General features: G+C 70.3%; 23 protein-coding genes. 19 read left to right on the top strand and 4 right to left on the bottom strand.

Features of this window, described 5'->3' with window-relative positions:
* Positions 1 to 84 precede the first annotated feature (84 nt).
* On the top strand, positions 85 to 357 hold the full coding sequence (locus tag ACQPXM_RS26085; RefSeq protein ID WP_432937916.1) for a hypothetical protein: 273 nt from the start codon (positions 85 to 87) through the stop codon (positions 355 to 357).
* A gap of 4 nt (positions 358 to 361) precedes the next feature.
* On the opposite strand, the gene ACQPXM_RS26080 is transcribed toward ACQPXM_RS26085, so the two are convergent.
* Entirely contained in the window at positions 362 to 1,189 is an 828-nt protein-coding gene (locus ACQPXM_RS26080) for a class I SAM-dependent methyltransferase (protein WP_432937913.1), read from the bottom strand.
* Here ACQPXM_RS26080 and ACQPXM_RS26075 point away from each other — a divergent pair.
* The 4 genes from ACQPXM_RS26075 to ACQPXM_RS26060 all read left to right on the top strand — a co-directional run bounded on the left by ACQPXM_RS26075 (position 1,188) and on the right by ACQPXM_RS26060 (position 4,625).
* Positions 1,188 to 1,649 (top strand): helix-turn-helix transcriptional regulator, encoded by a 462-nt coding sequence (locus tag ACQPXM_RS26075; RefSeq protein ID WP_432937910.1) that lies wholly within the window; start codon positions 1,188 to 1,190, stop codon positions 1,647 to 1,649. The two genes, ACQPXM_RS26080 and ACQPXM_RS26075, sit on opposite strands and share 2 nt — an antisense overlap.
* Positions 1,646 to 2,074 (top strand): VOC family protein, encoded by a 429-nt coding sequence (locus ACQPXM_RS26070; RefSeq protein ID WP_432937907.1) that lies wholly within the window; start codon positions 1,646 to 1,648, stop codon positions 2,072 to 2,074. Before ACQPXM_RS26075 ends, ACQPXM_RS26070 begins: the two co-directional genes overlap by 4 nt.
* A 22-nt stretch (positions 2,075 to 2,096) precedes the next feature.
* The gene (locus tag ACQPXM_RS26065) at positions 2,097 to 2,450 is read left to right on the top strand and encodes a GntR family transcriptional regulator (protein WP_432937904.1); all 354 of its coding nucleotides are present in this window, start codon (positions 2,097 to 2,099) and stop codon (positions 2,448 to 2,450) included.
* 141 nt (positions 2,451 to 2,591) lie between these two features.
* Positions 2,592 to 4,625 (top strand): GxGYxYP domain-containing protein, encoded by a 2,034-nt coding sequence (locus tag ACQPXM_RS26060; protein ID WP_432937901.1) that lies wholly within the window; start codon positions 2,592 to 2,594, stop codon positions 4,623 to 4,625.
* A gap of 85 nt (positions 4,626 to 4,710) precedes the next feature.
* On the opposite strand, the gene ACQPXM_RS26055 is transcribed toward ACQPXM_RS26060, so the two are convergent.
* Together ACQPXM_RS26055 and ACQPXM_RS26050 are read right to left on the bottom strand one after the other, a co-directional pair.
* Entirely contained in the window at positions 4,711 to 5,880 is a 1,170-nt protein-coding gene (locus ACQPXM_RS26055; protein WP_432937898.1) for an MFS transporter, read from the bottom strand.
* A gap of 87 nt (positions 5,881 to 5,967) precedes the next feature.
* A complete protein-coding gene (locus ACQPXM_RS26050; RefSeq protein WP_432937895.1) occupies positions 5,968 to 6,402 on the bottom strand; it encodes an AMIN-like domain-containing (lipo)protein in 435 nt (144 codons plus the stop codon).
* A gap of 270 nt (positions 6,403 to 6,672) precedes the next feature.
* Here ACQPXM_RS26050 and ACQPXM_RS26045 point away from each other — a divergent pair, with 270 nt between their 5' ends.
* The 4 genes from ACQPXM_RS26045 to ACQPXM_RS26030 all read left to right on the top strand — a co-directional run bounded on the left by ACQPXM_RS26045 (position 6,673) and on the right by ACQPXM_RS26030 (position 12,097).
* Positions 6,673 to 7,470, top strand: coding sequence for a GNAT family N-acetyltransferase (locus tag ACQPXM_RS26045; protein ID WP_432937893.1), 798 nt, complete (start codon positions 6,673 to 6,675; stop codon positions 7,468 to 7,470).
* Between the two features lie 87 nt (positions 7,471 to 7,557).
* The gene (secA2, locus tag ACQPXM_RS26040; protein ID WP_432937891.1) at positions 7,558 to 10,032 is read left to right on the top strand and encodes an accessory Sec system translocase SecA2; all 2,475 of its coding nucleotides are present in this window, start codon (positions 7,558 to 7,560) and stop codon (positions 10,030 to 10,032) included.
* 195 nt (positions 10,033 to 10,227) lie between these two features.
* The gene (locus ACQPXM_RS26035) at positions 10,228 to 11,691 is read left to right on the top strand and encodes a replication-associated recombination protein A (protein WP_432937888.1); all 1,464 of its coding nucleotides are present in this window, start codon (positions 10,228 to 10,230) and stop codon (positions 11,689 to 11,691) included.
* Positions 11,692 to 11,773: 82 nt separating this feature from the next.
* A complete protein-coding gene (locus ACQPXM_RS26030) occupies positions 11,774 to 12,097 on the top strand; it encodes a nuclear transport factor 2 family protein (RefSeq protein ID WP_432937885.1) in 324 nt (107 codons plus the stop codon).
* A gap of 29 nt (positions 12,098 to 12,126) precedes the next feature.
* Here the strand turns inward: ACQPXM_RS26030 and ACQPXM_RS26025 are convergent, their stop codons facing one another.
* Entirely contained in the window at positions 12,127 to 12,612 is a 486-nt protein-coding gene (locus tag ACQPXM_RS26025; protein ID WP_432937882.1) for a MarR family winged helix-turn-helix transcriptional regulator, read from the bottom strand.
* Positions 12,613 to 12,836: 224 nt separating this feature from the next.
* On the opposite strand from ACQPXM_RS26025, the gene ACQPXM_RS26020 reads away from it, so the two are divergent.
* From ACQPXM_RS26020 to ACQPXM_RS25975, 10 genes are all read left to right on the top strand, one after another.
* The gene (locus ACQPXM_RS26020; protein WP_432937880.1) at positions 12,837 to 13,256 is read left to right on the top strand and encodes a DUF948 domain-containing protein; all 420 of its coding nucleotides are present in this window, start codon (positions 12,837 to 12,839) and stop codon (positions 13,254 to 13,256) included.
* A complete protein-coding gene (locus tag ACQPXM_RS26015; protein ID WP_432937878.1) occupies positions 13,253 to 13,513 on the top strand; it encodes a DUF6167 family protein in 261 nt (86 codons plus the stop codon). Before ACQPXM_RS26020 ends, ACQPXM_RS26015 begins: the two co-directional genes overlap by 4 nt.
* 5 nt (positions 13,514 to 13,518) lie before the next feature.
* On the top strand, positions 13,519 to 16,188 hold the full coding sequence (alaS, locus tag ACQPXM_RS26010; RefSeq protein WP_432937875.1) for an alanine--tRNA ligase: 2,670 nt from the start codon (positions 13,519 to 13,521) through the stop codon (positions 16,186 to 16,188).
* 43 nt (positions 16,189 to 16,231) lie between these two features.
* Positions 16,232 to 16,723, top strand: coding sequence for a Holliday junction resolvase RuvX (ruvX, locus tag ACQPXM_RS26005; RefSeq protein WP_432937872.1), 492 nt, complete (start codon positions 16,232 to 16,234; stop codon positions 16,721 to 16,723).
* Positions 16,724 to 16,745: 22 nt separating this feature from the next.
* The gene (gene mltG, locus ACQPXM_RS26000) at positions 16,746 to 17,942 is read left to right on the top strand and encodes an endolytic transglycosylase MltG (protein ID WP_432937869.1); all 1,197 of its coding nucleotides are present in this window, start codon (positions 16,746 to 16,748) and stop codon (positions 17,940 to 17,942) included.
* Positions 17,943 to 18,089: 147 nt separating this feature from the next.
* Positions 18,090 to 18,917 carry a shikimate dehydrogenase gene (locus tag ACQPXM_RS25995; protein ID WP_432937867.1) on the top strand — a complete coding sequence of 276 codons (828 nt, stop codon included), beginning with the start codon at positions 18,090 to 18,092 and terminating at the stop codon, positions 18,915 to 18,917.
* Positions 18,904 to 20,367: an FAD-binding protein gene (locus ACQPXM_RS25990; RefSeq protein ID WP_432937864.1), complete on the top strand. Its 1,464-nt coding sequence runs from the start codon at positions 18,904 to 18,906 to the stop codon at positions 20,365 to 20,367. The genes ACQPXM_RS25995 and ACQPXM_RS25990 overlap by 14 nt, the downstream gene beginning before the upstream one ends.
* Positions 20,368 to 20,381: 14 nt before the next feature.
* Positions 20,382 to 21,410 (top strand): DUF2330 domain-containing protein, encoded by a 1,029-nt coding sequence (locus ACQPXM_RS25985; RefSeq protein WP_432937862.1) that lies wholly within the window; start codon positions 20,382 to 20,384, stop codon positions 21,408 to 21,410.
* A gap of 54 nt (positions 21,411 to 21,464) precedes the next feature.
* Entirely contained in the window at positions 21,465 to 22,163 is a 699-nt protein-coding gene (locus ACQPXM_RS25980; RefSeq protein WP_432937861.1) for a prepilin peptidase, read from the top strand.
* Positions 22,164 to 22,271: 108 nt separating this feature from the next.
* Entirely contained in the window at positions 22,272 to 23,867 is a 1,596-nt protein-coding gene (locus ACQPXM_RS25975; protein ID WP_432937860.1) for an FAD-binding protein, read from the top strand.
* The last annotated feature ends 28 nt before the right edge of the window (positions 23,868 to 23,895 follow it).

Genomic DNA, 23,895 nt, shown 5'->3' with positions numbered 1-23,895 from the left:
ATGTGCAGGCGATGTTCGGCAGCAGGATCGTGAATCCGTCGCTGGTGCAGACCGCTGCTCGGCAATCCTGAGCTGGCGCGGTCGTTGCAGTGGTCGGCGCCGATTGCCCGCTGGTACTGGACCGTTGCTCGTAACATCAACCCGTTCGCCGACGCGCTGAACATGGGCAAGGTGAACGCCGCGATCGGCTATCCCGCCGGCGCCGAGGACGGTCGCCGCTGCGACTCGTTCAAGAACGCGATCCGCTATCTGACCGGTTCGGTGCCCGGCGGCATCATCTACACCCACTCCACGGCGCTGTCCGGCGACACCAGCAGGCTCACCCGCGCCCAGTTCGACGTACTGGCTGCCAGGTAGGCGCTCAGATCGGCCGGGCGGCGAGCCAGGTGTGGTCCTGGGTGAGGTAGCTGACCGACCCCAGGCCCGACTCGGCAAGCAGGGTGGCCAGTTCTTCGTCGGTGAAGTTCTGGGCCACCACTCGCTGGCTCCACGTCCGGCCGGCCACGGTGTGGGTCATGGTTGCCGCGTCGCGGTCGCCGGGTAGGTGCTCGACGTCCGAGATCTCCAGGCGATGGCCCGGCCGCTCCAGCACCTGGGGCTCGGCGAAGCTGGCGCGATCGTGACGCTGCAGCACGACGACGCCGTCGGGGCGCACGTGGTGGACGCAGGTCGCGAGCAAAGCGCGCCGGACGGCGGCGTCGGGGGCGTTGATCAGGAACGACATCATCAGTACGACGTCGAAACGGCGGTCGAGGCGGAGTTGCTCGATCGGGCTGCAGACGGTTTCGGTGCCGGTGATGTGGGCGAGCATGTCGGGGGACTCGTCGACCGCGACGACGCGGTGCCCGGCCGCGGTGAGCGGGCGGGTGATCCGGCCGGTGCCGCAGCCGAGTTCGAGGACGTCCCGGCCGGAGCCGGGGTCCTGAGCTAGGAGGGCGTCCGGAGCGGCGAACGCGGTCGGCAGGGCAGTGGCGATCGCGTCGAGCACGATCCGGTGCTCGCCGTTCGACTCGGCGCCGACGTACAGCTCGACCGGACTGCCGTCGGGGGTGATCGGGCCGGGGCCGGTGCCGCCTTGGCCGGTGCTGCCGCGAAGGTCCATGCCGAGCAGCATCTCCGATCCGGCCGGAAAGCGGGAGAGTTTCGGCGGCTGCCGAAAGTCGGCGGCGACGATTAGGCTCGACGGCATGGTGTCCGTTCCGGCCGACCTGCTGCCGCACCTGCGCCGGGCCCGGGATGTTGCCGATCGCAACTTCGCCGAGGCGCTCGACCTGGACGGGCTGGCGCGGGCGGCGGGCGTCTCGAAGTACCACTTCCTGCGCTGCTTCGCGGCCGAGTACGGCGAGACGCCGATGCAGTACGTCAGCCGGCGGCGGATCGAGCGGGCGACGGACCTGCTGCGGGCGACCAATCTGAGCGTGACCGAGGTGTCGACACTGGTCGGGTACTCCGGGGTCGGGTCGTTCAGCCGGCGGTTCACCGAGCTGATCGGCGTCAGCCCCTCGGAGTACCAGCGGACCCAGACCGGCGCGCGGATCCCCGGCTGTTACGTGTTCATGCTCGGCCTGAACTCCGCAATTCCGGCGAAGCCAGGCGACGCTCCGGCGTCGTACGGTCGAAGCACCGACGACACCGAGGAGCAAGCGTGATCACCAACGTCCACCTGGTCACCGTCTACGTGAACGACATCGACGAGGCGAAGGCCTTCTACACCGACGTGCTCGGGTTCGAGCAGCGCAACGACATCACGCTCAGCCCGGAGTTCCGCTGGTGCACGGTCTCCCAGCGCGACCACCCCGAGCTCGAACTGGCCCTGATGCTGCCCGGCCCGCCGATGGACGCCGAATCGGCCGAGTCGATCCGCCGGATCATGGCCAAGGGCCTGATGCACGGCGTCGGCCTGGCCACCGACGACTGCCGCAAGACCTTCGACGAACTGGTCGCCAAGGGCGTCGAGCACATCCAGGAACCCTCCGAACGCCCGTACGGCGTGGAGGCGGTCCTGCGCGACAATTCCGGCAACTGGCTGGTCCTGGTCGAGCAGCGTCCCTACACCCCGGAGGACTTCGCCTGACCGAGGTGGTTGGATCGGCCGGGTGGACATCTCGGTGGATCCGGCCGGCTCCGAGCCGCCGTACGAGCAGGTGAAGAACCAGATCGAGCAGCTGATCCGGAGCGGAGAGCTGGCCCAGGGGACGCGCTTGCCGACCGTGCGGCAGCTCGCGGTCGACCTCGGGCTGGCGGCGAACACGGTGGCTCGGGCGTACAAGGAACTCGAGGCGGACCGGCTGGTGCGCACCGAGGGGCGGAACGGGACGTTCGTGCTCGCCTCGCGCAGCCAGGTGGACGACGAGCAGGCGCGGGCGGCGGCCGAGACCTTCGCCCGGGCCGCCCGTCGCGCCGGACTCAGCCGGTCCGAAGCCGGCCGGATCCTCGACGAAGCCTGGTGATCACCCGGCCGCCGCCGCAGCGAACGGAAACGATTCCAAACTGCTCACCGACAACGTTGTCCGAGCTCTTCACAGCTCTGATCGGCGTTGTTAGTCTCGCCCGCATTTGACAGCGATGTCAGCGACAGGGGAGTGGTCACGATGGTCTCGAGACGAACGTTCCTGGCGGGCAGCGGCGCGGTGGCGGCAGGGGGTCTGGGCTGGTTTCAGACCGGACCGGCCGCCGCGGCCGGGCAAGTGGGCAGCGGTCTGGTGAGCGCTGCACAAGGCAACGGGGCCCGGCGGTTGCTGCCGGCCTTCGCGCGTCCGCAGCACCTGCACTACGGCGATGTCAGCAAACTGAGCGGCGGCGACCAGACCCTGCTCACCACGCTCCAGGGCTTGGTGAACCGGAGTCGCCCCGAGCTCTACTTCCTCTACTCGCCAGGCGGCGCCGACGGTGTCGATGCCCGCTGGCTGCGCAACACCGGCGTACCGACCACCCGGTACGCCGATCCGCTCGACCTGGTGGCCAAGTACAGGCACCGGATCCGCGGCGCGATCCTGCACGACCCGGAGGTTCCGGACTCGCTCAACGTCGCGACCACGCTGGCCGGGCTGGAGAACGCCGTCGTCGCGGACGCCGCCCAGGCCAAGGCGCACGGCCTGCGCGTGGTGAAGGATTTGCGCGGGCTCTTCGACGACGACCGGGTGAAGACCTATCGCTGGCAGCTCGAGCACCTCTTCCCGCGCTGCTCGCACCAGTTGCTCGCCGGTCTGCCGCCGACCATGGTCGTGCAGGCCGAGAACGTGACCTGGCACGAGATCGCCCGCGAGACCCGGCAGATCCGCGACGAGTCCAACCGCGGCACGTACACGCTCGACGTCTCACCCGCGCTCGGCCAGGACGCCGTCTACGTCCGGTTCCAGGATTCGTTCGGCGACGACGGCTGGGGACCGTCGATCCTGTCCCTCACGGCGAAGGCGAACGGGACGACGCTGGCCACCTTCCAGCCCGGCACGCCCGCGGAGGCGCCGTACCTGTTCGACGGGGTCAACTCCTCGATCGGTGCCGCAGGCAACCGTTTCGCGGACGGCGGCGGCTACTTCATCTACAAGTTCACCCCGCCGGCCGGGACCACCTCGCTGACCGTCACGGTCGAGATGTGGAACCAGTACCTGGTCACCGCCACCGACACCGCGCCGACCCGGATCGAGCCCTTCCCGTACTTCCGCGACTACGTCGTCGCGACCAAGGCCCTGGTCAGCTGGCTGCCGCCGAACGGCCCGACCGGCGAACTGCTGAAGGAACACTTCGCCGCTGTCGGCCCGACCACGCCGTACGCCGGCTGGTTCGCGAACGACGTCGCGGGGGAGTGGAGCGGCGTCGACCTGGCCGCCCAGGGCGGGTCCGAGGTGCTGCCCGCCGACTTCTACATGAACGGCACCGTGCACTCCGGCGTCGCGGCGCCGATCTCGGGCAAGGTCCGCCGGTTCACGCCGATCACGCCGAAGAAGAAGATCTACCTGACGCTGACCTTCGGCGAGGGCGACAACGTGCAGTACTGCCAGCGGCACATGCGCGATCTGTGGGACGACCCTCGCCGCGGCGACGCTCCGGTCAACTGGACCGTCAGCCCGCTGCTCGCCGACATCGGTCCCGGCATCCTCAGTCACTACCAGCGCACCGCGACGAAAAACGATCTGCTGATCTGCGGCCCGTCCGGAGCGGGCTACACCTATCCCGGCGCCTGGCCGGCGGAGCAGCTGGACGCGTATTTCCAGCTGTCCGGCACCTACTTACGCCGTACCGGGATGGACCTGGTCTACGCCTACAACCACCGCGAGAACGACGCCTGGGTGCCGTTCTCGGAGACGATCGGCCGGGGCTACGCCGAGCACACGCAGCTGCGCGGCATCATCCAGTCCTGGGAGAAGGGCGACCTGCTGGTACGCCGGGGCGGCCTGCCGGTGATCGGCAACTTCTCCCCGCCCGGCAAGGCCGCCGAGTACAAGGCGGCGCTCGACCAGCACACCAAGAGCTGGACCGGCGACGCCCCGCTGTTCGTCGCCGGCGCGATCAACGCGTGGTCGTGGACCCCGACGGACGTCGCACAACTCGCCGAGCTGCTCACCGCGCCGTACGAGCTGGTCCTCGGCAACGTCTTCTTCGACGCGCTGAACCGAGCCCTCTGACCCGATCTCGTGGAGGCGACTTTGTGCACCGTTCAGCCGAGGGAACCGCGGTTCGGCGGCTGAGCGGTGCACGAAGGGGGCAGCGTCAGGGGTCGGTCCGGGGGAGGACGGCGGAGATCGTGACCAGGACGGCCGACAGCGCCAACGGGAGGAACATCGCCTGCTGGATGCCGACACGCTCGACCAGTTGGCCGATGATCGCCGGGCCGACCAGGAAGGCGGCGTAGCCGAAGGTGACGACGATCGCGAGCATGCGGCCGCCGCCGACGTGGCCCGCGACGGCGTACACCTGCGGCGCGACCAGGCCGAGTCCCAGGCCGACCAGCGCCCAGCCCGCCAGCAGCGGGGGGAGCGAGTCGGTGAACACCGTGACGAGGTAGCCTGCGACGGCCGTCACGCCGCCGACCCGGACGACAGCGCGGCGGCCGAAGCGGGCGACGACCTGGTCGCCGAGCAGCCGGACGACGACCATGAACCCACTGACCGCGACCAGGCCGAGCGCGCCGGTCGACGGATCGATCCGGGCGACATCGGTGACGTGCACCGACGACCAGTCGACCGCCGTGCCCTCGGCGAGGCCGAAGCAGAACGCCATCAGGCCGAGCGCCCAAGCCAGCTTGGGGATCGCGGTCCGCACGCCGTCCTTGGTGTGCTCGATCCGGCGCCCGGCCGGAACGATCCGGTACGCGACCACGACACCGGCCAGCCCCAGCACGGTGAGCGTGCCGAGCGCAGGACCGACGTTGCCGCCGCCGGGGCGATCGAACAGCCGGCCGACCAGGACGACGATCCCGGCCGCGGTCAGGTTGCCCAGGCTCCAGAACGCGTGGAACCGGCTCATGATCGGCTTCGGCCGGGCCTGCTCGATCTCGACGCCGAGCGAGTTCATCGCCACGTCCATCGCGCCATTGCCGAGCCCGGCCAGCACCATGCCGACGACGGCCCAGGCCAACGACGACGTCACGGCGAGCGTGCCGACGCCCGCGGTGAGCAGTCCAAGGGTGACCAGCGCGACCGGTCGCGCGCCGATCCGGTCAGCCAGCCGCCCGCCGATCTGCATCGACAGCACCGCGGAGACCGCCAGGCAGAACAGCAGCAGGGACAACCCCGACGCGCTGACGCCCAGCCGGTCGCGCATCGCCGGCAGCGTGCCACCGACCCCGCCGATCAGCGCGCCATTGACGCCGAACAACACGAAGACCGCACCGGCCGCCGTACGGGAGCTCATCGGCGCCGAGACGACCGGAGCCGCCATCACCTTCGCCCGCTCTCGACGTCGGACTGCGGTCTCGGCGCGCTCTCCATGCCGTCATTCGATCACGGCGAGCGCGCTGATATGTAATTACCAATGGTGCGCGACGTCGACGACCAGGCGATGGGTGGTGCCCGGCCCCGCCAGCAGCCGGGTCTGGAACGGCAGCCGAGCCCGGACGCCGAGCGCCAGGGTCGTCCGGCCCTCGAAGCTGCCGCCCCAGGCCACTTGGCGGAAGGTGTCGAAACCACGCACGTCCGACACCTCGTTCCGGTTCTTCAGCGGGTACGTCGGGCGCCCGGCGTCGTCGTAGGCGGGTGCCTCGACGTCGATCCGGAGCTTCGCGCCACCGCGAGCCGGGACCGGGGCGCCGGAGCCCTCGTGCTCGACGACCGGCACGTAGCGGACCTGGTACGCCGTGGCCGGACCGGCCAGGTCGACCACGAGGCGGTCGAAGCACGCGTGCCGGCCGGTCCGGATGTTCTCCACGGTCGCCGGCCGCAGCGTCTTGGTTGCTTCGGGCAAGGATCCCCAGCCGCTCGGACAGTCCGCCGCCGGGCGGCTCGCGGACTGGCCGGGCGCGTGGCCGGCCGTCGATGCGGCAGCGGCTCCGGTGGGCAGCGCGGCCTGACCGCGAACGCGGTCAGGCCGGTGCCGACGACAGTGCGGACAGGGTGCCGAACGGTGCTGAACATGGTCATGCTCGTTCTCCCTTCCGATGCTCTTGTGGTGCCCACTGAGTCGACGCCCTAATAGGGATGACGGTTGTCGCCGCGCGGGGGAGGATGGCCGGTGATGAAAACCTCCGAAGAGCTGCTCGACGTGTTCCACCGCCGGATCCGATTGCCGGACGCCGACACCATCCCGGGGTGGAAGGTCGAGCACGACGGCCTGGTCCACCGCTCGTACGCCGAGGGGCCGGGTGGTGGCGGGTTCGTCGAGACGCCGCGTGGCCTGGGCGCCGACCCGGACGCGGTGATCGAGCGCGAGCTCGCGTTCTTCCGCGAGCGGGGACTGGCCTTCGAGTGGAAGACCTACGCGTACGACGAACCGGCCGACCTGGGTGAGCGGCTGGTCCGGCACGGGTTCGTCGCCGAGGGCCCGGAGACGCTGATCCTCGGCGACGTCGAGACGATCCTGCAGCGGCCGCTCGCGCTGCCGTCGAAGGTCGTGATCCGCGACGTCGAGGAGGCGGCCGACTTCCACCGGATCGCCGTCCTGACCGACACCTTGTGGCACAACGGGTTCGAGCGGATCGAGGAGCAGTTGGCCGGCGAGGCGCGGATGTTCCCCGACCGGTTGGTGGTCAGCGTGGTGGAGAACGCGCTGGATCCGGCCGGGCCGGTACTGACGTCGGGCTGGATCCGGTTCCACCCGGGGACGGGATTCGCCAGCTTGTGGGGTGGCGGGACGCTGCCCGAGTGGCGGCGGCGTGGGCTGTACTCGGCGATGCTGGTGCACCGCGCGCGGATCGCCAAGGAACGCGGTTACGAGTACCTGCGGGTCGACGCCTCGCCGGACTCCAGCCCGATCCTGCAGAAACTGGGCCTGCACGCGGTCACCACCACCACGCCGTACACGTGGACCCCGTGACCGGTCGGCGGCGATCGGGCGATCGCGCGCGGTAACACGCGGGCCGCCGTACGGAACGACCGGGTCACGTTGTACGTTGCGGAGATCATGGCTCTGAAACTCACCTCGCGCTTCCGCCGGCTTCTGCAGCGCCCCGGCTCGATCGACCTCGGCCCGTACGAGAAGCTGACCGCCGCGGTCGGTGAGGCGGGCGAGTCGTCCACCTCGCTCACCGACGAGGAGCTGACCGAGGTCGTCGCCGAGCTGCGGACCGAGGGCGGGCTGGACGAGGACGGCCTGATCGAGTTCCTGGCACTGGCCCGCGAGGCCGGTGAGCGTGCGCTCGGCGAGCGGGCCTTCGACGGCCAGATCGTCGGTGCGCTGGCGCTGCTGCGCGGCCGGGTGGTCGAGATGGCGACCGGTGAGGGCAAGACCCTGGCCGGCGCGTTCGCCGCCGCGGGCTACGCGATCGGTGGGCGCAAGGTGCATGTGCTCGCGGTCAACGACTACCTGGCCCAGCGCGACGCGGAGTGGATGGAGCCGCTGTACAAGCTGCTCGGCGTCACGGTGAGCCACGTCGGGCAGGCCTCGACGCCGGAGGAGCGGCGGGCGGCGTACCAGGCGGAGGTCTGTTACGCGCCGGTGAGCGAGGTCGGGTTCGACGTCCTGCGGGACCGGCTGGTCGCCGACGTGGCGGACCGGGTGTCCGCGGCGCCGGACGTGGCGCTGGTCGACGAGGCCGACTCGGTGCTGATCGACGAGGCCCGGGTGCCTCTGGTGCTGGCCGGCGCGACCCGGTCCGAGGAGCTCGACGACGACATCGTCCAGCTGGTCCGCACGCTGCGGGCCGGCGTGGACTACGAGATCGACGGCGACGGGCGGTCGGTCGCGCTGACCGACAAGGGCACCGACACCGTCGAGGAGCTGCTCGGCGGCATCGACCTGTACGACGACGCGAACCTGGACAAGATGACCCAGGTCAACGTCGCGCTGCACGCCGAGGTGCTGCTGCGCAAGGACGTCGACTACCTGGTCCGCGACGGCAAGGTCAACCTGATCAACAACAGCCGCGGCCGGATCGCCAAGCTGCAGCGCTGGCCCGACGGGCTGCAGGCCGCCGTCGAGGCGAAGGAGGCGGTGCCGGTCAGCGAGAGCGGTGAGGTGCTGGACAGCATCACCGTGCAGGCGCTGATCAAGCGCTACCCGACGCTGTGCGGCATGACCGGTACGGCGGTCGTCGTCGGCGAGCAGTTGCAGGAGTTCTACGACGTCGAGGTGGCGGTCGTGCCGCCGAACAAGCCGAACATCCGGATCGACGAGCCGGACCGGCTGTACCTGACCGTCGAGCAGAAGAACCAGGCGCTGGTCGCGCACATCAAGGAGGTCCACGAGACCGGGCGGCCGATCCTGGTCGGCACGCACAGCGTGGAGGAGTCCGAGCAGCTCAGCGACCGGCTCGAGACGGCCGGGGTGCCGCACGTCGTACTGAACGCGAAGAACGACGCCGAGGAAGCCTCGATCGTCGCCGAGGCCGGTGTGCCGGAGACCGTGACGGTCTCGACGCAGATGGCCGGCCGCGGCACGGACATCCGGCTCGGTGGGCGCGACGGGTCGAACGGGCGGGAGCGGGCCGCGGAACTGGGCGGTCTGTACGTGATCGGGACCGGCCTGCACGCCTCGCGGCGGCTGGACGACCAACTGCGGGGTCGTGCCGGACGCCAGGGTGACCCGGGCGGGTCGCTGTTCTTCGCGAGCCTGGGCGACGAGCTGGTCACCCGGTACTCGATCACCAGTGGACTGCGGCCGTCGCCGGACAAGGAAGGGCGACTCACGGACCGCAAGGCGATCGGCGTACTGGAGCATGCGCAGCGGGTCGCCGACGGTGCGAACGCCGAGCTGCTGCGGACCACCTGGTCGTACAGCCGGCTGACGGAGCAGCAGCGCGCGATCGTACTGGACACCCGCGAGAAGATCCTGACCGAGGACTTGGCGGCGGAGAAGCTCGCCGACGCGGCCAAGGAGCGGTACGACGAGCTGGTCGAGGAGCACGGCGAGGACGTCGTGAAGGACGCCGCCCGGCGGATCGCCCTGCACCACTTCGACCGGCGCTGGACCGATCACGTCGCGTATCTCGCTGACCTGCGCGAGGGCATCCACCTGCGGTCGCTGGCCGGCGGCATCGTGCACCAGAAGCCGATCGACGAGTTCAACAAGCTCGCGATCGAGTCGTTCAAGACGCTCGTCGACGGCGCCTGGGAGGACGCGGCCGAGACGCTGGCGACCGCCGAGATCGGCGACGGCGGGCTGGACGAGGAGAAGTCCGGCGTTCCGCGGCCGACCGCGACCTGGACCTACCTGGTCAACGACAACCCCTTCGGCACCGAGGCCGACCGGATCCTCGGCCGCCTGCGCAACGCCGTCAAGGGCGACGAACTCGTCACCGTCGAGGACGACACCCCGGTCGAACTGGCCGAGGACGAACTGCCCGAGGAACTGCGCGACCTGGACGACGAAGACCTCGCCGACGAGCTCCCGGAGGAGTTGCGCGACGCCGACGAGGACGACGACAAGCCGAAGAAGTAGCCCGCCGTCCCGGGACGGGAACGGGTGCCCGTCCCGGAACAGGATCGGGGACCGCTGACAGGAAGTGGGGACCGGGGGACAGGAAGTGGGGACCGGGGACAGGCAATGTGCTGTCCGAGGTTGTCGGTGGGCGTCCGGAGTCCTGGGTGCTGCCCGTGGGCGCGGGGTGTCGGTGGGCGTAGGTAGGCTCGTCGGGTGACCGAAGGCCTGTTCGATCTTCCTGGTGCTCCTGCTCCCGCGCGTGGGGGTGGGAGCCTGGCGGACGTCGATCACAGCTCGGCGCCGCTGGCGGTGCGGATGCGGCCGCGCAGTCTGGACGAACTGGTCGGGCAGCAGCATCTGCTGGCCCCCGGATCGCCGTTGCGCCGGTTGGTCGAGGGCGACCAACCGATGTCGCTACTGCTGTGGGGGCCGCCGGGGACGGGCAAGACGACGATCGCGGCGGTCGTGTCGCACCAGACGAACCGCAAGTTCGTGGAGCTGTCGGCGGTGACCGCCGGGGTGAAGGACGTACGGCAGGTGATCGACGCCGCGCGGCGGGAGTTGTCCCGGCCGGGTGGCGCGGTCGAGACCGTGCTGTTCATCGACGAGGTCCACCGGTTCACGAAGGCTCAGCAGGACGCGCTGCTGCCGGGCGTCGAGAACCGCTGGGTCACGCTGGTCGCCGCCACCACGGAGAACCCGTTCTTCTCGGTGATCTCGCCGCTGCTGTCGCGCTCGCTGCTGCTGACGCTGGAGTCGCTGACCGACGACGACATCGCCGTACTGCTGGATCGGGCGCTGACCGACGAGCGAGGCCTGAACGGCGAGTTCGAGCTGGCCGCCGACGCGAAGGACCACTTGCTGCGGATGGCGGGCGGCGACGCGCGCCGGGCGCTCACCTATCTGGAGGCCGCCGCAGGGGGCGCGAAGGCGAAGGCCGCCGCGGAGCAGCCCGCCGACGACACCGACCGCGGAGCCGCCAACGCGACCGCCGACGACGCGACCGCCGACGGCGAGGCGTCGACGCGGCCCCGCGCGATCCTCATCGATCTGAAGACGCTGGAGACCGCCGTCGACCGCGCCGCGGTCCGGTACGACCGGGCCGGCGACCAGCACTACGACGTCACCTCGGCGATGATCAAGTCGATCCGCGGCTCGGACGTCGACGCGGCGATGCACTACCTGGCGCGCATGGTCGAGGCCGGTGAGGACCCGCGGTTCATCGCGCGGCGGCTGGTGATCTCGGCGAGCGAGGACATCGGCATGGGCGACCCGACCGCGCTCGGCGTCGCGATCGCGGCGGCCGACGCCGTCCAGCTGATCGGGATGCCGGAAGCCCGGATCAACCTGGCCCAGGCGGTTGTCGCGCTCGCCCTGGCGCCGAAGTCGAACGCCGTGATCACCGCGATCGACGCCGCCATCGCCGACGTGAAGGCCGGCAAGGTCGGCCCGGTCCCGCCGCACCTGCGCGACGCCCACTACGCCGGCGCGAAGAAGATCGGCCACGGCGCGTCCTACCAGTACTCACACAACGATCCGCGCGGTGTCGTTCCCCAGCAGTACGCACCGGACGTGGTCGACCGGGTCGACTACTACAAACCCACCCGCCGGGGCGGCGAGGCCGCGTACGCCGACCGCGTCGCCGCGATCCGCAAGATCCTCCGCGACCGCAAGTGACCGGGCCGATGCGGCACCGTCGTCGTACCGGGAACCGGCCCGGCGCGAGCACCTGTCACGACGTACGCCGGGCAGGTCGCCGATGAACCGGATCGACGAGCATGTCGAGGCGTTCAACCGCGCGGTCGGTTCCGGGGAGTGGGACGCCTTCGCCGAGCGGTTAGCCGTCGACGCGACGATGACGTTCGACGGGGTGCTGGTCGGTCCCTTCCACGGCCGGGCCGCGATCGCCGAGGGCTACCGCGGCAACCCACCGACCGCGACCATGCACCTCATCGACAGCGCCGACGATGGTCCGGCGGCCACGACCGCGCGATTCGCCTGGGCGTCGGATGCGACCGGGACGATGCGGATCACCTGGTCGCGCACCGGTGAAGTTCAGACCCTCACCGTGAGCTTCGACTGACCACACCTCGGAGACCAACGACGAACTGATCAGCGGCGTTTGCGCGGCGCCGCGGAGCGCGGTGGCAGCGCCCGCATGTGGTCCCGGGCCCGCGTCATGATCTCGCTGAGCTGCCGCAAATCGTCGCCGTCCAGCGAGTCGAACAGCAAGCCCCGCACGACGTCGACGTGCCCCGGCAGCACGCGCTCGACCAGAGAACGCCCGCGGTCGGTGATCGTCACCAGCGTCGCGCGTTCGTCGTCGGGGGAGGGCTCGCGAGTGATCAGGCCGGCCTTCTCGAGGAGCCCGGCCTGATAGGTGAGCCCGCTGCGGCTGTAGACGACGCCGTCGGCCAACTGGGTCATCGTCAGTCGCCCGGGCCCATGAGCCAAGCGGGCCAGGAGCTGGAACTGCACGTAGCTCAAATCGCCCTCGGCACGCAGCTGCTGCTCGACCTGGTGCTGCAGCAGGCTGACCGCTTCGGTGAGCACGAAGTACGTCGCCAGCTGCTGGGGATCGAGCGCCTGGTCCGCCACCTCGTCAGCGTACCTGTTCCGAATTCGAAGCAGCGGGTCCACACCGCTCGACAAGGCTGACTTCCTGGCCGGGCATCCGGCCGCTTTCCAGGCCCCGCACCCGGTCGCGCCGAGTTGGTGAGCGACTGTGATCTGGGGGATGGTGTCCTGAAGCGGAGTGCGGTAGGGGCGCGCGATAAGGTCGGGCGGTCCACGTGGTCGCAACGGAAGGTGGATCGTTTCCCATGAGCGTCGGTGAAGTCGCGGGGCTGATAGCGGCCTGCGCGCTGCTCATCCTGGTGGGCCTGCTGGCCTATCCGATCCTGAAGCTGGGCAGGGTGCTGGACGAGACCCGGATCATGGTCAAGGGCGTCTCCGACTCCAGCGTTCCGTTGCTCGGCGAGGTCACCGAGACCGTGGCGACGACCAACGCGCAGCTGGCCAAGGTGGACACCATCACCGACAACGCGACCACCGTGACCACCAACGCCGCGGCCCTGGCGTCGTTGTTCGCGGCGACCGCCGGTGGTCCACTGGTGAAGGCGGCGGCGTTCACGTACGGCGTACGCAAGGCGCTCGGCGACAGCCAGCGCAAGGACGTGGCCCGCCGGGTGAAGGACGAGATGAAGGCCGACCGCAAGGCGCGCAAGCGAGGTGACCTGTGATCAGGCGGATCCTGTGGTTCGTGATCGGCACCGCCGTCGGCGTCTACGCGGTGACCCGGCTGAAGAAGCGGGCCCAGGTGCTCGCGCCGGAGAGCCTGCAGCAGTCGGCCGAGAAGGTGGCCAGTGCGATCCGGCACTTCGGTGACGAGGTCCGGGCCGGCATGGCCGAGCGGGAGACCGAGCTGCGCGACGCGCTCGGCATCGACACCGCGGCAGCACACCAGAACGACTCGACACAGCGTGAGGACTACCGGTAACACCCATGGAAACCAGTGAGATTCGCCGGCGGTTCCTGAGCTTCTTCGAAGAGCGCGGTCACACCGTGGTGCCGAGCGCGCCGCTGCCGTCGCCGGACCCGAACCTGTTGTTCAACGTGGCCGGCATGGCCCAGTTCGTGCCGTACTTCGTCGGTCAGCAGACCCCGCCGTACGCGCGCGCCACCAGCGTGCAGAAGTGTGTCCGCACCCTCGACATCGACGAGGTCGGCAAGACCACCCGGCACGGCACGTTCTTCCAGATGAACGGCAACTTCTCCTTCGGCGACTACTTCAAGGAAGACGCCGTCCGGTTCGCCTGGGAGCTGGTCACCAAGCCGCAGAGCGAGGGCGGCTACGGCTTCGACGAGTCGGTCCTGTACGCCTCGGTGTACTACGAGGACGACGAGGCGATCGACATCTGGAAGCGGGTCGCCGGGCTGCCCGACGACCGGATCGTCCGGCTCGGCATGAAGGACAACTTCTGGTCGATGGGCATTCCCGGCCCGTGCGGCCCGTGCTCGGAGATCCTGATCGACCGCGGCCCGCAGTTCGGCGCCGACCGGGACTGGGAGGCTGGCGACCGCTACCTGGAGTTCTGGAACCTGGTCTTCATGCAGAACATCCGCGGCGAGGGCGGCGGCAAGGACGGCTACCCGATCCTCGGTGAGCTGCCGAAGAAGAACATCGACACCGGCCTCGGGCTGGAGCGGGTCGCGTACCTGCTGCAGGGCGTCGACAACATGTACGAGATCGACGAGATCTTCCCGGTGATCGAGCGGGCCTCGGAGCTGAGCGGCCGCAAGTACGGCGCCGAGCACGTCGACGACGTCCGGTTCCGGGTCGTGGCCGACCACGTCCGCAGCGCGCTGATGCTGATCGGCGACGGGGTCACCCCGGGCAACGAGCAGGGCGGCTACGTGCTGCGCCGGCTGCTGCGCCGCGCGATCCGCTCGATGCGCCTGCTCGGCTACGAGGACCCGAGCCTGGTCGAGCTGCTGCCGGTGAGCCTGCAGCAGATGAAGAAGTCCTACCCCGAGCTGGAGTCCGACTTCGGCCGGATCAGCCAGGTCGCGTACGCCGAGGAGGAGGCGTTCCGCCGTACCCTCACCGCCGGGACCAGCATCTTCGACCTCGCGGTCCGCGACACCAAGGCCGGCGGCGCGCACCAGCTCGAGGGCGCGAAGGCGTTCCAGCTGCACGACACCTACGGCTTCCCGATCGACCTGACCGTCGAGATGGCCGCCGAGCAGGGCCTGCAGGTCGACACCGAGGGCTTCCGCTCGCTGATGAAGGAACAGCGCGAGCGGGCCAAGGCCGACGCCCGGGCGAAGAAGGCCGGCCACGCGGACACCTCGGGCTACCGCGAGCTGCGGGAGAAGGGCGCCACCGAGTTCACCGGCTACAGCGAGCTGGCGACCGACTCGCAGGTGCGCGGGCTGCTGCGCGACGGCGCGGTGGCCACCGCCGCCGAGCAGGGCGAGACCGTCGAGGTCGTGCTGGAGAAGACCCCGTTCTACGCCGAGTCCGGTGGCCAGATCGCGGACGAGGGCCTGATCGTCGCCGACGGCGTGAAGCTCAAGGTGCTCGACGTGCAGCGGCCGGTGAAGGGCCTGATCGTGCACCGTGTCGAGGTGCTCGAGGGTGTGGTCCAGCCCGGGCTCGACGTGCACGCGCAGGTCGACCACGAGTGGCGGATCCAGGCCTGCCAGGCGCACTCCGGCACGCACGTCGTGCACGCCGCGCTGCGTCAGGTGCTCGGCCCGAACGCGCTGCAGAGCGGTTCGTACAACAAGCCCGGTTACCTGCGGCTCGACTTCGCCTGGTCGTCGGCGCTGGACCAGGCCACCCGGTCGGAGATCGAAGAGGTCGCGAACCTCGCCGTCCGGCAGGACCTGCCGGTGTCGGCGCAGTACATGACGCTGCCCGAGGCCCGCGAGTGGGGCGCGCTGGCGCTGTTCGGCGAGACGTACGACGAGCAGGTCCGGGTCGTCGAGATCGGTGGTCCTTGGTCGCGCGAGCTCTGCGGTGGCACGCACGTCAAGCACTCCTCGCAGGTCGGTGCGCTGACCGTGACCGGCGAGTCGTCGGTCGGCGCGGGCGTGCGCCGGATCGAGGCGTTCGTCGGCATGGAGGCGCTGCACTACCTCGGCCGTGAGCGGGCGCTGATCCGCCTGCTGAGCGAGAACCTGAAAACCCGTCCGGAAGAGCTCCCGGCCAAGGTCGCCGACCTGGCCGAGCGGCTGCGGACGGCCGAGAAGGAGCTGGAGAAGATCCGCGCGAGCCAGGTGCTGGCGGCGGCCGGTGAGCTGGCGAGCAACCCGAAGGACGTCTTCGGCGTCGCCTTCGTCGGGCACCGCGCGCCGGACGGCGTCGGCGGTGGCGACCTGCGCAAGCTGGCGCTGGACGTCCGTGGCCGGATGCCGGCCGACAAGCCGGCCGTGGTCACGCTGGTCGGCGTGAACGACGGCAAGCCGAGCGTGGTCGTCGCGCTGAACGAGACCGCGCGCGAGTGGCGGCTGAAGGCCGGCGACCTGGTCCGGATCGCCGCCGAGCAGCTCGGTGGCCGCGGTGGCGGCAAGGACGACGTCGCCCAGGGCGGCGGGACCGACCCGGCCGGTGCCGACAAGGCGCTGTCCGCGGTCGAGCACGCCGTCGGCCAGCTGGTCACGGGCTGACTGTGATGACCGGATCCGCACGCCCCCCGGCGGAGGCAGACTGATGCGCCGGGGGGTGCGGGTCGCGCTCGACATCGGCGACGCCCGGATCGGCGTGGCCAGTTCCGACCCGCACGGGATCCTGGCCACGCCGGTGGAGACCGTACGGCGTGGGCCCGGGGACCTTGACCGAATCGTTACGCTCGTACACGATCTCGAGGCGTTCGAGGTCGTCGTCGGGCTGCCTCGTTCGTTGAACGGGGGTGAAGGTCCGGCGGCGGTCAAGATCCGGGAGACCACCGAGCTGCTGCGCCAGAAACTGGTGGCCGGTCAGGACAACCCGGACGCGACGGACGGAGTGGAACAGGTGCGTACGACGGTGCGGATGGTGGACGAGCGGTTCACCACCGTCACCGCCGAACGCATGCTGCGCGAACGGGGTAAGAAGGGCGCCAAGCGGCGGGCCGTGGTCGACCAGGCCGCGGCGGTCGTGATTCTGCAACACGCGCTCGACTTCGAGCGGGAGACCGGCAACCCACCCGGGAGGCCCCTGTGAACGGAGCAGCGGTGGTCGAACGATGAGCAGGACCTCTACGCACGGCGATCTCGACGAGACCGACGACCTCGACGTCGATCTCGGCCTGCGCCCGGAGAGCCGGACCGAGCGGCGGGCGAACCGGCGCAAGCAGCGGGCCCGGCGCGGTTTCGGGTGCTTCGCGGGTCTCGTGTCGCTACTGGTGGTGGCCGGCCTGATCGGCGGACTGATGTTCGGCTTCGGCAAGGGCCGTGACTACCTGGAGCAGATGTTCGCCGCGCCCGACTACGAGGGCGAGGGCACCGGCTCGGTGCAGGTCGAGGTGACCAAGGGCCAGAGCGCGCAGGCGATCGCGGACACGCTGGAGAAGAAGGACGTGGTGAAGTCGGCCCGCGCCTTCGAGCGGGCCGCCCGCGAGGACCCGCGCAGCGTGCAGATCCAGGCCGCGACGTTCACGCTGCGCAAGAAGATGTCGGCCAAGGCCGCGCTGGCGCTGATGCTCGATCCGGCCAAGTCGATCCGGGTCACCCGGATCGGGGTGAACTCCGGCTGGACCAAGGAGCAGGTCGCCCAGAAGCTGCAGGAGAACAAGACGGTCAAGCTCCCGCCGGGTTCGGTCGCCGCCGCGCTGGCCAAGCCGTGGTCGCTCGGGCTGCCGTCGTACGCGAACAACAACCCGGAGGGCTTCCTCTACCCGGGCACGTACGACGTCCCGAAGAACGCCACGGCGTACTCGATCCTGCGGCTGATGACCGCGCAGTTCGCCAAGACCCAGGCCGAGCTGAAGCTGCCGCAGACCGCGCAGCGCAAGAAGCTCGACCCGTACCAGGCGGTGATCGTGGCCAGCATCATCGCCGCGGAGACCAACCGGCCCGAGGACTACGGCAAGGTCGCCCGGGTGATCTACAACCGGCTGCAGCGCAACATGAAGCTGCAGATGGACTCGACCGTGCACTACGTCACCGGCCGCAGCGGTGGGGTGTTCACCAGCGACGAGGAGCGCAACTACGACTCGCCGTACAACACCTACATGTACCGCGATCTGCCGCCCACGCCGATCAACTCACCTGGCAAGGACACCCTGCGGGCGGCGCTGAACGCGACGCCGGGTCCGTGGCTGTACTTCACACTGGTCAACCTGGACACCGGCGAGACGGCGTTCGCGGCGACGGCCGAGGAGCACCAGGCGAACGTGCGCAAGCTGCAGGCCTGGTGCCAGGCCCACAAGGGGCGGTGTTAGTTTGGCCTCGCCTCCGGCTCGGCGGGTTTTGGGGCTTTGTCTCCCGGTCTTCCCTCGTCGCTTCGGTCGCTTCGCTCCCTACACTCCTCAGTCCAGACCGGGAGGCCCCAAAACCTTGGTGATCTGGTCATCGCGAGAGCGGTTGTCATGACCCGCTGTGCGGTCCTCGGCAGTCCGATCGCGCACTCGCTGTCGCCGGCGATGCACCGGGCCGCGTACGCCGAGCTCGGGCTGGACTGGCGGTACGACGCGTTCGAGGTCGGCGAGGACGAACTGCGCGGGTTCCTCGCCACACTCGGCGACGACGTGCGCGGGCTGTCGCTGACCATGCCGCTGAAGCGGGTCGCTCTGGAGCTGGCCGACACCGTCGACCCGGTCGCCGAGCTGATCGGCGCGGCGAACACGATGCTGTTCGAACCCGACGGCTCGCGCTCGGCCCACAACACCGACGTACCGGGACTGGTCGCGGCCTTCGCCGAACGCGGGATCACCGGCGCCGACACGGCTGTGATCCTCGGCGGCGGTGCGACTGCGGCGTCCACCCTCGCGGCGTTGCGCGCCGGGCTGAAGGTCAGCGAGGTGACGCTGGTCGTGCGCGACATCGCGAAGGCCGAGCGGCTGCTGGACCTGGCGGCCGCGCTCGACCTGAAGACCTCGGTGACGGACTTCGGGCAGGTCGAGCAGATCGGTGGCTTCGACCTGTGCGTGTCGACGCTGCCCGGTGGTGCGGTCGACCCGTACGCCGAGCACTTCGCCGCCGTCGCGCCGGTGGTGTTCGACGTGGCGTACCACCCGTGGCCGACGCAGCTGGCGCTCGTGGCGCACCGGATCGGTACAGAGCTGTTGAACGGTCTTGACCTGCTCGTGCATCAGGCCACCTTGCAGGTGGAGATGATGACAGGTAGGTCGCCCGCGCCGCTGGCGGCCATGAGGGCCGCCGCGCGTGAGGAGCTCGACGAACGTGAGCCACAGTGAGGATCTCTGGAACCGTCGTAGCCTGCTGAAGGCCGGTGGTCTGCTCGCCGCCGGTGCGGTGGCCGCCACCGCCGGTGCGGAAGCAGTGCACGCGGCGACGGCCGCCCCGGACTGGGCCGCTCTCGATCGCGCGCTCAAAGGCACGCTGTTCCGCCCCGGCCAGACCGGGTACGCCGCCGCGCACCAGCTGTTCAACCCGCGCTTCGACTCGATCCAGCCGGCCGCTGTCGTCCGGGCCGGCAGCGTCGAGGACGTCCGGCAGGCGATCCTGTTCGCCCGCAAGAACAAGCTGGTCTGCGTCCCGAAGGGCGGCGGTCACTCCTACGTCGGAGCGTCGGCGATCGCCGGCGGCCTGATGGTCGACGTCGGCCCGTTGCGCGGCCTCACCTACGCGAGCAACGCGATCCAGATCGGCGCCGGCGCGCGGCTGTACGACGTGCACGCCTACCTCGACAAGTTCGCCCGGTCGCTGCCGACCGGGACCTGCCCGACGGTCGGCATCGCGGGCCTGGCGCTCGGCGGCGGGATGGGCATCCACACCCGGACGTACGGGCTGACCAGCGACCGGGTGCTGTCGCTGCAAGTGGTCACCGCCGACGGTGTGGTCCGGACAGCGAGCCCGACGCAGAACGCGGACCTGTACTGGGCGCTGCGCGGTGGAGGCGGCGGCAACCTGGGCATCGTCACGTCGTTCCGGCTGGCGACGATCGGCGCGGGCAGGCTCGGCTTCTTCCGGCTGACCTGGCCGGAGTCGAAGGCGGCCGCCGTCGTGCGGGGCTGGCAGCGGTTCGCGAAGGAAGCGCCCTCGACCGCGTGGGCGAACCTGCACGTCACCGGGACGAGCTCCGGCGGACTGTCGATCCACGTGGTCGGCGTCTCGACGACCGGTTCGGCGACGGCCGCGGCCGCGCAGCTGGAATCGTTCGTCGGGGCCAGGGGCTCGACGCGCTCGATCTCGGTGAAGACCCACATGGAGGCGGTGCACTATCTCGGCGGCGGGACGACGAGCCCGCGCCAGGGCTGGCTGGCCGGCTCCGACGTACTGCGTGGCCCGATGGACGCCGCGACGATCAACGGCCTGCTCGGCGCGGTGCGGACGGCCGCCCGCGCGAAGGTGGCGGCGTCGGCGATCCTCGACCCGCTGGGTGGGCAGGCGGCGAAGCAGCCGGCGGGCGGTTCGGCCTGGCCGTGGCGCTCCGCGCTCGGCGTCATCCAGTGGTACTCCGGACTGCCGTCGCACCCGACCACCGCACAGCTGCGCGCGGCTCAGTCCTTCGTCACCAATGGCCACCACGCCGTCACCAGGTTCTCCGCCGGCGGCTACGTGAACTATCTGGAAGCCGGCCGCTCCAACAACTCGTACTACGGCAGCAGCCTGTCCCGCTTGCACGCGGTCAAGCTGAAGTACGACCCGACCAACTTCTTTCACGCGCCGTACACCTTTGCCTGAGTACTGTCTGCGCCATGAGGACATGGCGAGCGGTGGCGGGCATCCTCGCCCTGGGTCTGGTGTCGATCGGGATCTCACCGGCCTGGGCCTGCGCCTGCGGCGGATATCTCGCCGACGAGGAGTCACGGGCCCGGGCCACCGGTGAGAACGCGCTGGTCCGCTTCGACGGCACGACCGAGGAGATCGTGCTGTCGATGGCGATCCGCGGCACGTCGAAGAAGGCGGCCTGGATCATGCCGGTGCCGGCCGCGGCCCAGGTGACCCTCGGCGATCCCGCGACCTTCGACGAGCTCGGGCGGCTCACGCGGCCCAAGGTCGTGGTGAAGAAGACGTACTGGCCGTTCCGGGACACCGGGCTCTTCGGACGTGGGAGCGGCGACACCGCCGGAGCGGCACCGGGGGCCGCGGTCGACGTCCGCGAGCAGATGGTGCTGGGGCCGTTCCAGGTCGTGCGGCTCGGCGGCTCGGACGCGGCCGGGGTGACCGGATGGCTGCGGACCAACGGGTACGCCGTACCGGACACGCTGGCGGCCAACCTCACGCCGTACCTGGTGGAGAAGTGGGAGATCGTCGCGGTGAAGCTGGCGCCCAAGGCGACCGACGGGACGCTGGGCGGAGAGACACCGCCGCTGAAGCTGCGCTTCGCGTCCAAGCGCATCGTCTACCCGATGCGACTGAGCAAGGGCGCCACCACGAGCCAGGCGGTCACCGTGTACGTCGCGGCGCCGTACCGGGTGGATGCGTCGACCGTGCCCGACGCGTCGCTCCCGCCGGAGCTGCTGTACGCCGGCCGGGTCGACGGCGCGCAGGCCGAGCAGCTGGCCGCGCCGACGAACTTCCTGACCGCCTACTCGTCGTACTTCACCGAGCCGGGCCGGATCACCAGCGACTACACGTTCACCCGCTCGGCCACCGACGACGGCTTCCAGCGGACGACGTACGTGACCCAGAACGAGAGTTTGTGGAGCACTCTCGGTGTCGTTGTCGGAGGTCTGCTGCTCCTGGGCGGCGGTGCCGCGGTGGTCGCTCGCCGGGTGCGCTGAGTTGTCCACAGGGGCGGCTCGCGGCCGGGCCCCGATCGTCTAGGCTGCGGCATCGTGCCAGATCTGATCGCCGGAGTCGTCGCGATGGTCGTGTGCGCGCCGGCGGCGTACGTGCTCGGGCCCTGGCTGCTGCGCAGGATTCCCGAGCCGATCCTGGAGGAAGGACAGACCAAGCCCCGGTACGCCGAGTTGGCGACGCCGCGGGCCGCGATCTGGTGTGCCGTGCTCGCCGCAGTCGCGGGCGGGGTGGTCGGCTGGCGGATCGGGTTCTCGGCCGGGCTGCCGGCGTGGATCGCGCTCGCGGTGTCGGGCGCCGTGCTCGGTTACATCGATGCCCGGACGCGGTACCTGCCGTCCGCGATCATCTGGCCGACGTACGGCGTGGTGGCGGTCGCGCTGGTCGGCGCGGCGGCGGTGACGGGGGAGTGGGGGTCGCTGCGGCGGGCCGCGATCGCGGGGCTGATCGGGTTCGGCGTGTTCTACCTGCTGTGGTTCGTGTTTCCGCGCGGGGTCGGGTTCGGCGACGTGCGATTGTCGGGGCTGCTCGCGGTGGCGCTCGGCTGGCTCGGGTGGGGCGAGTTCGTCACCGGCCTGTACGGCGGGTTCTTCCTCGGCGCGGTGCTCGGCATCGTGCTGACCGCGGCGAAGGTCTTCCGGCGCAAGGAGATGTTCCCGTTCGGGCCGTTCATGCTGGCCGGCGCGGTGCTCGGAGTGCTGTTCGGCGGACCGCTGGAACGCCTGTACCTGGGCTGAAATCCGGCTCCGCACGACTGACGGTGGACCGCCAGGATCCGCCGTCCGGTTGATGCCGCGAGCGGCTCGCGCCCTCTACGGTCGAACCTCCCGACCAAGGAGTCCGTCGTGCCGAACCTCAGTCGTCGCGGCCTGCTCGCAGGCAGCGCCGCCCTGCTCGCCGTCCCCGCCACTGCTTCGACCGCCGGCGCTTCCAGCGCCGTGGACCGCGGTCCTGCCGCCGAGAAGATCCTGCCCGACGACGTCCGGTACCAGGATCTCGTCCAGCGCGGCACCAACCGCCGCTTCGTCGCCGCCCCCGACTACGCCCGGGTGATCCGTTCGCCGCGCGACGCCGTCGACGCCGTCCAGGAAGCGGTCCGGGCGAACAAACGCATCGCGATCCGCGGCGGCGGCCACTGCTTCGAGGACTTCGTCGACCACAGCGACGTCGAGGTGCTGCTCGACCTGTCGCAGTACGACGAGGTCACCTTCGACGAGCGCCAGCGTGCCTTCTCCGTCGGCGCCGGCGCGACGCTCGAAACCGTCTACAAGGCGCTGTTCTACGGCTGGGGCGTGACCGTGCCCGGCGGTGGCTGCCTCGGCGTCGGCGTCGGCGGTCACTTCAGCGGCGGCGGGTACGGGCCGCTCTCGCGCCGGTACGGCTCGGTCGTCGATCACCTGTACGGCGTGGAGGTGGTCGTCGTGGACGCCCGCCGCCGGGCGCGCCTCGTGCTGGCGACCCGCGACAACGAGCACCGGGACCTGTGGTGGGCGCACACCGGTGGAGGCGGCGGCAACTTCGGCGTGGTCACCCGGTACCTGCTGCGCAGTGCCGGCGCCCGCGGCGCGGACCCGGCCAAATTGTTGCCGAAGGCCCCTGCTTCGTTGCTGTCCACGGTCACGGTCTACGACTGGAACACGGTCACCAAACCCGGTTTCCTGCGCACGCTGCGCAACTTCTTCGACTTCTACGAGCGCCACAACGCGCCGGGTTCGCCGTACGCGACGCTGTACAGCCCGTTCATCCTGACCCACAAGTCGGCCGGTGGCTTCCTGCTGTCGACGCAGCTCGACGCCGGCGTCCCGAACGCGGCGCAACTGCTGAAGGACTTCAACGCCGCGATCGTCGCCGGGGTCTCGCCCGCGCCGCAGCTGATCGACCAGGGGGAGGGGCCGTTCCTGCACAGGACGATGGAACGGTCGATCGCGGAGGCCGTGTCGCCGACCCGCGGCAAGTACAAGGCCGGCTACCTGCGCAAGGGCTACACCGACACACAGCTCGAGACGATCTACCGGCACCTGACCGACGCGTCGTACCAGGGACCGGAGACCAGCCTGTTGTTCGTCCCGTACGGCGGTCAGGTGAACACCGTCGCGCCGGACGCGACCGCGACCGCCCAGCGCGACGTGATGATGAAGATGGTGATGGCGGCCAGTTGGCAGGACCCCGCCCAGGACGCCGTGCACCTGGAGTGGTTGCGCACGACGTACCGCGACATCTACCGCGACACCGGCGGTGTGCCGGCGCCGAACGCGATCAACGCGGGCTCGTACATCAACTACCCCGACGGCGACCTGGCCGACCCGGAGCAGAACACGTCGGGCGTGCCGTGGCACACGTTGTACTACCTCGGCAACTATCCGCGACTGCGGCGGATCAGGAAGACCTGGGACCCCGGCAACATCTTCCGCCACCGGCTTTCCATCGAACCCGCTGAATGAGAAGCTGTCCCGGCCCCACCGAACCGGT

It is taken from the genome of Kribbella sp. CA-253562 (assembly GCF_050942265.1).
Lineage (GTDB): Bacteria > Actinomycetota > Actinomycetes > Propionibacteriales > Kribbellaceae > Kribbella.
The sequence above is the reverse complement of the archived record's forward strand: the minus strand, read 5'-3'. Positions and strand labels throughout refer to the sequence as shown.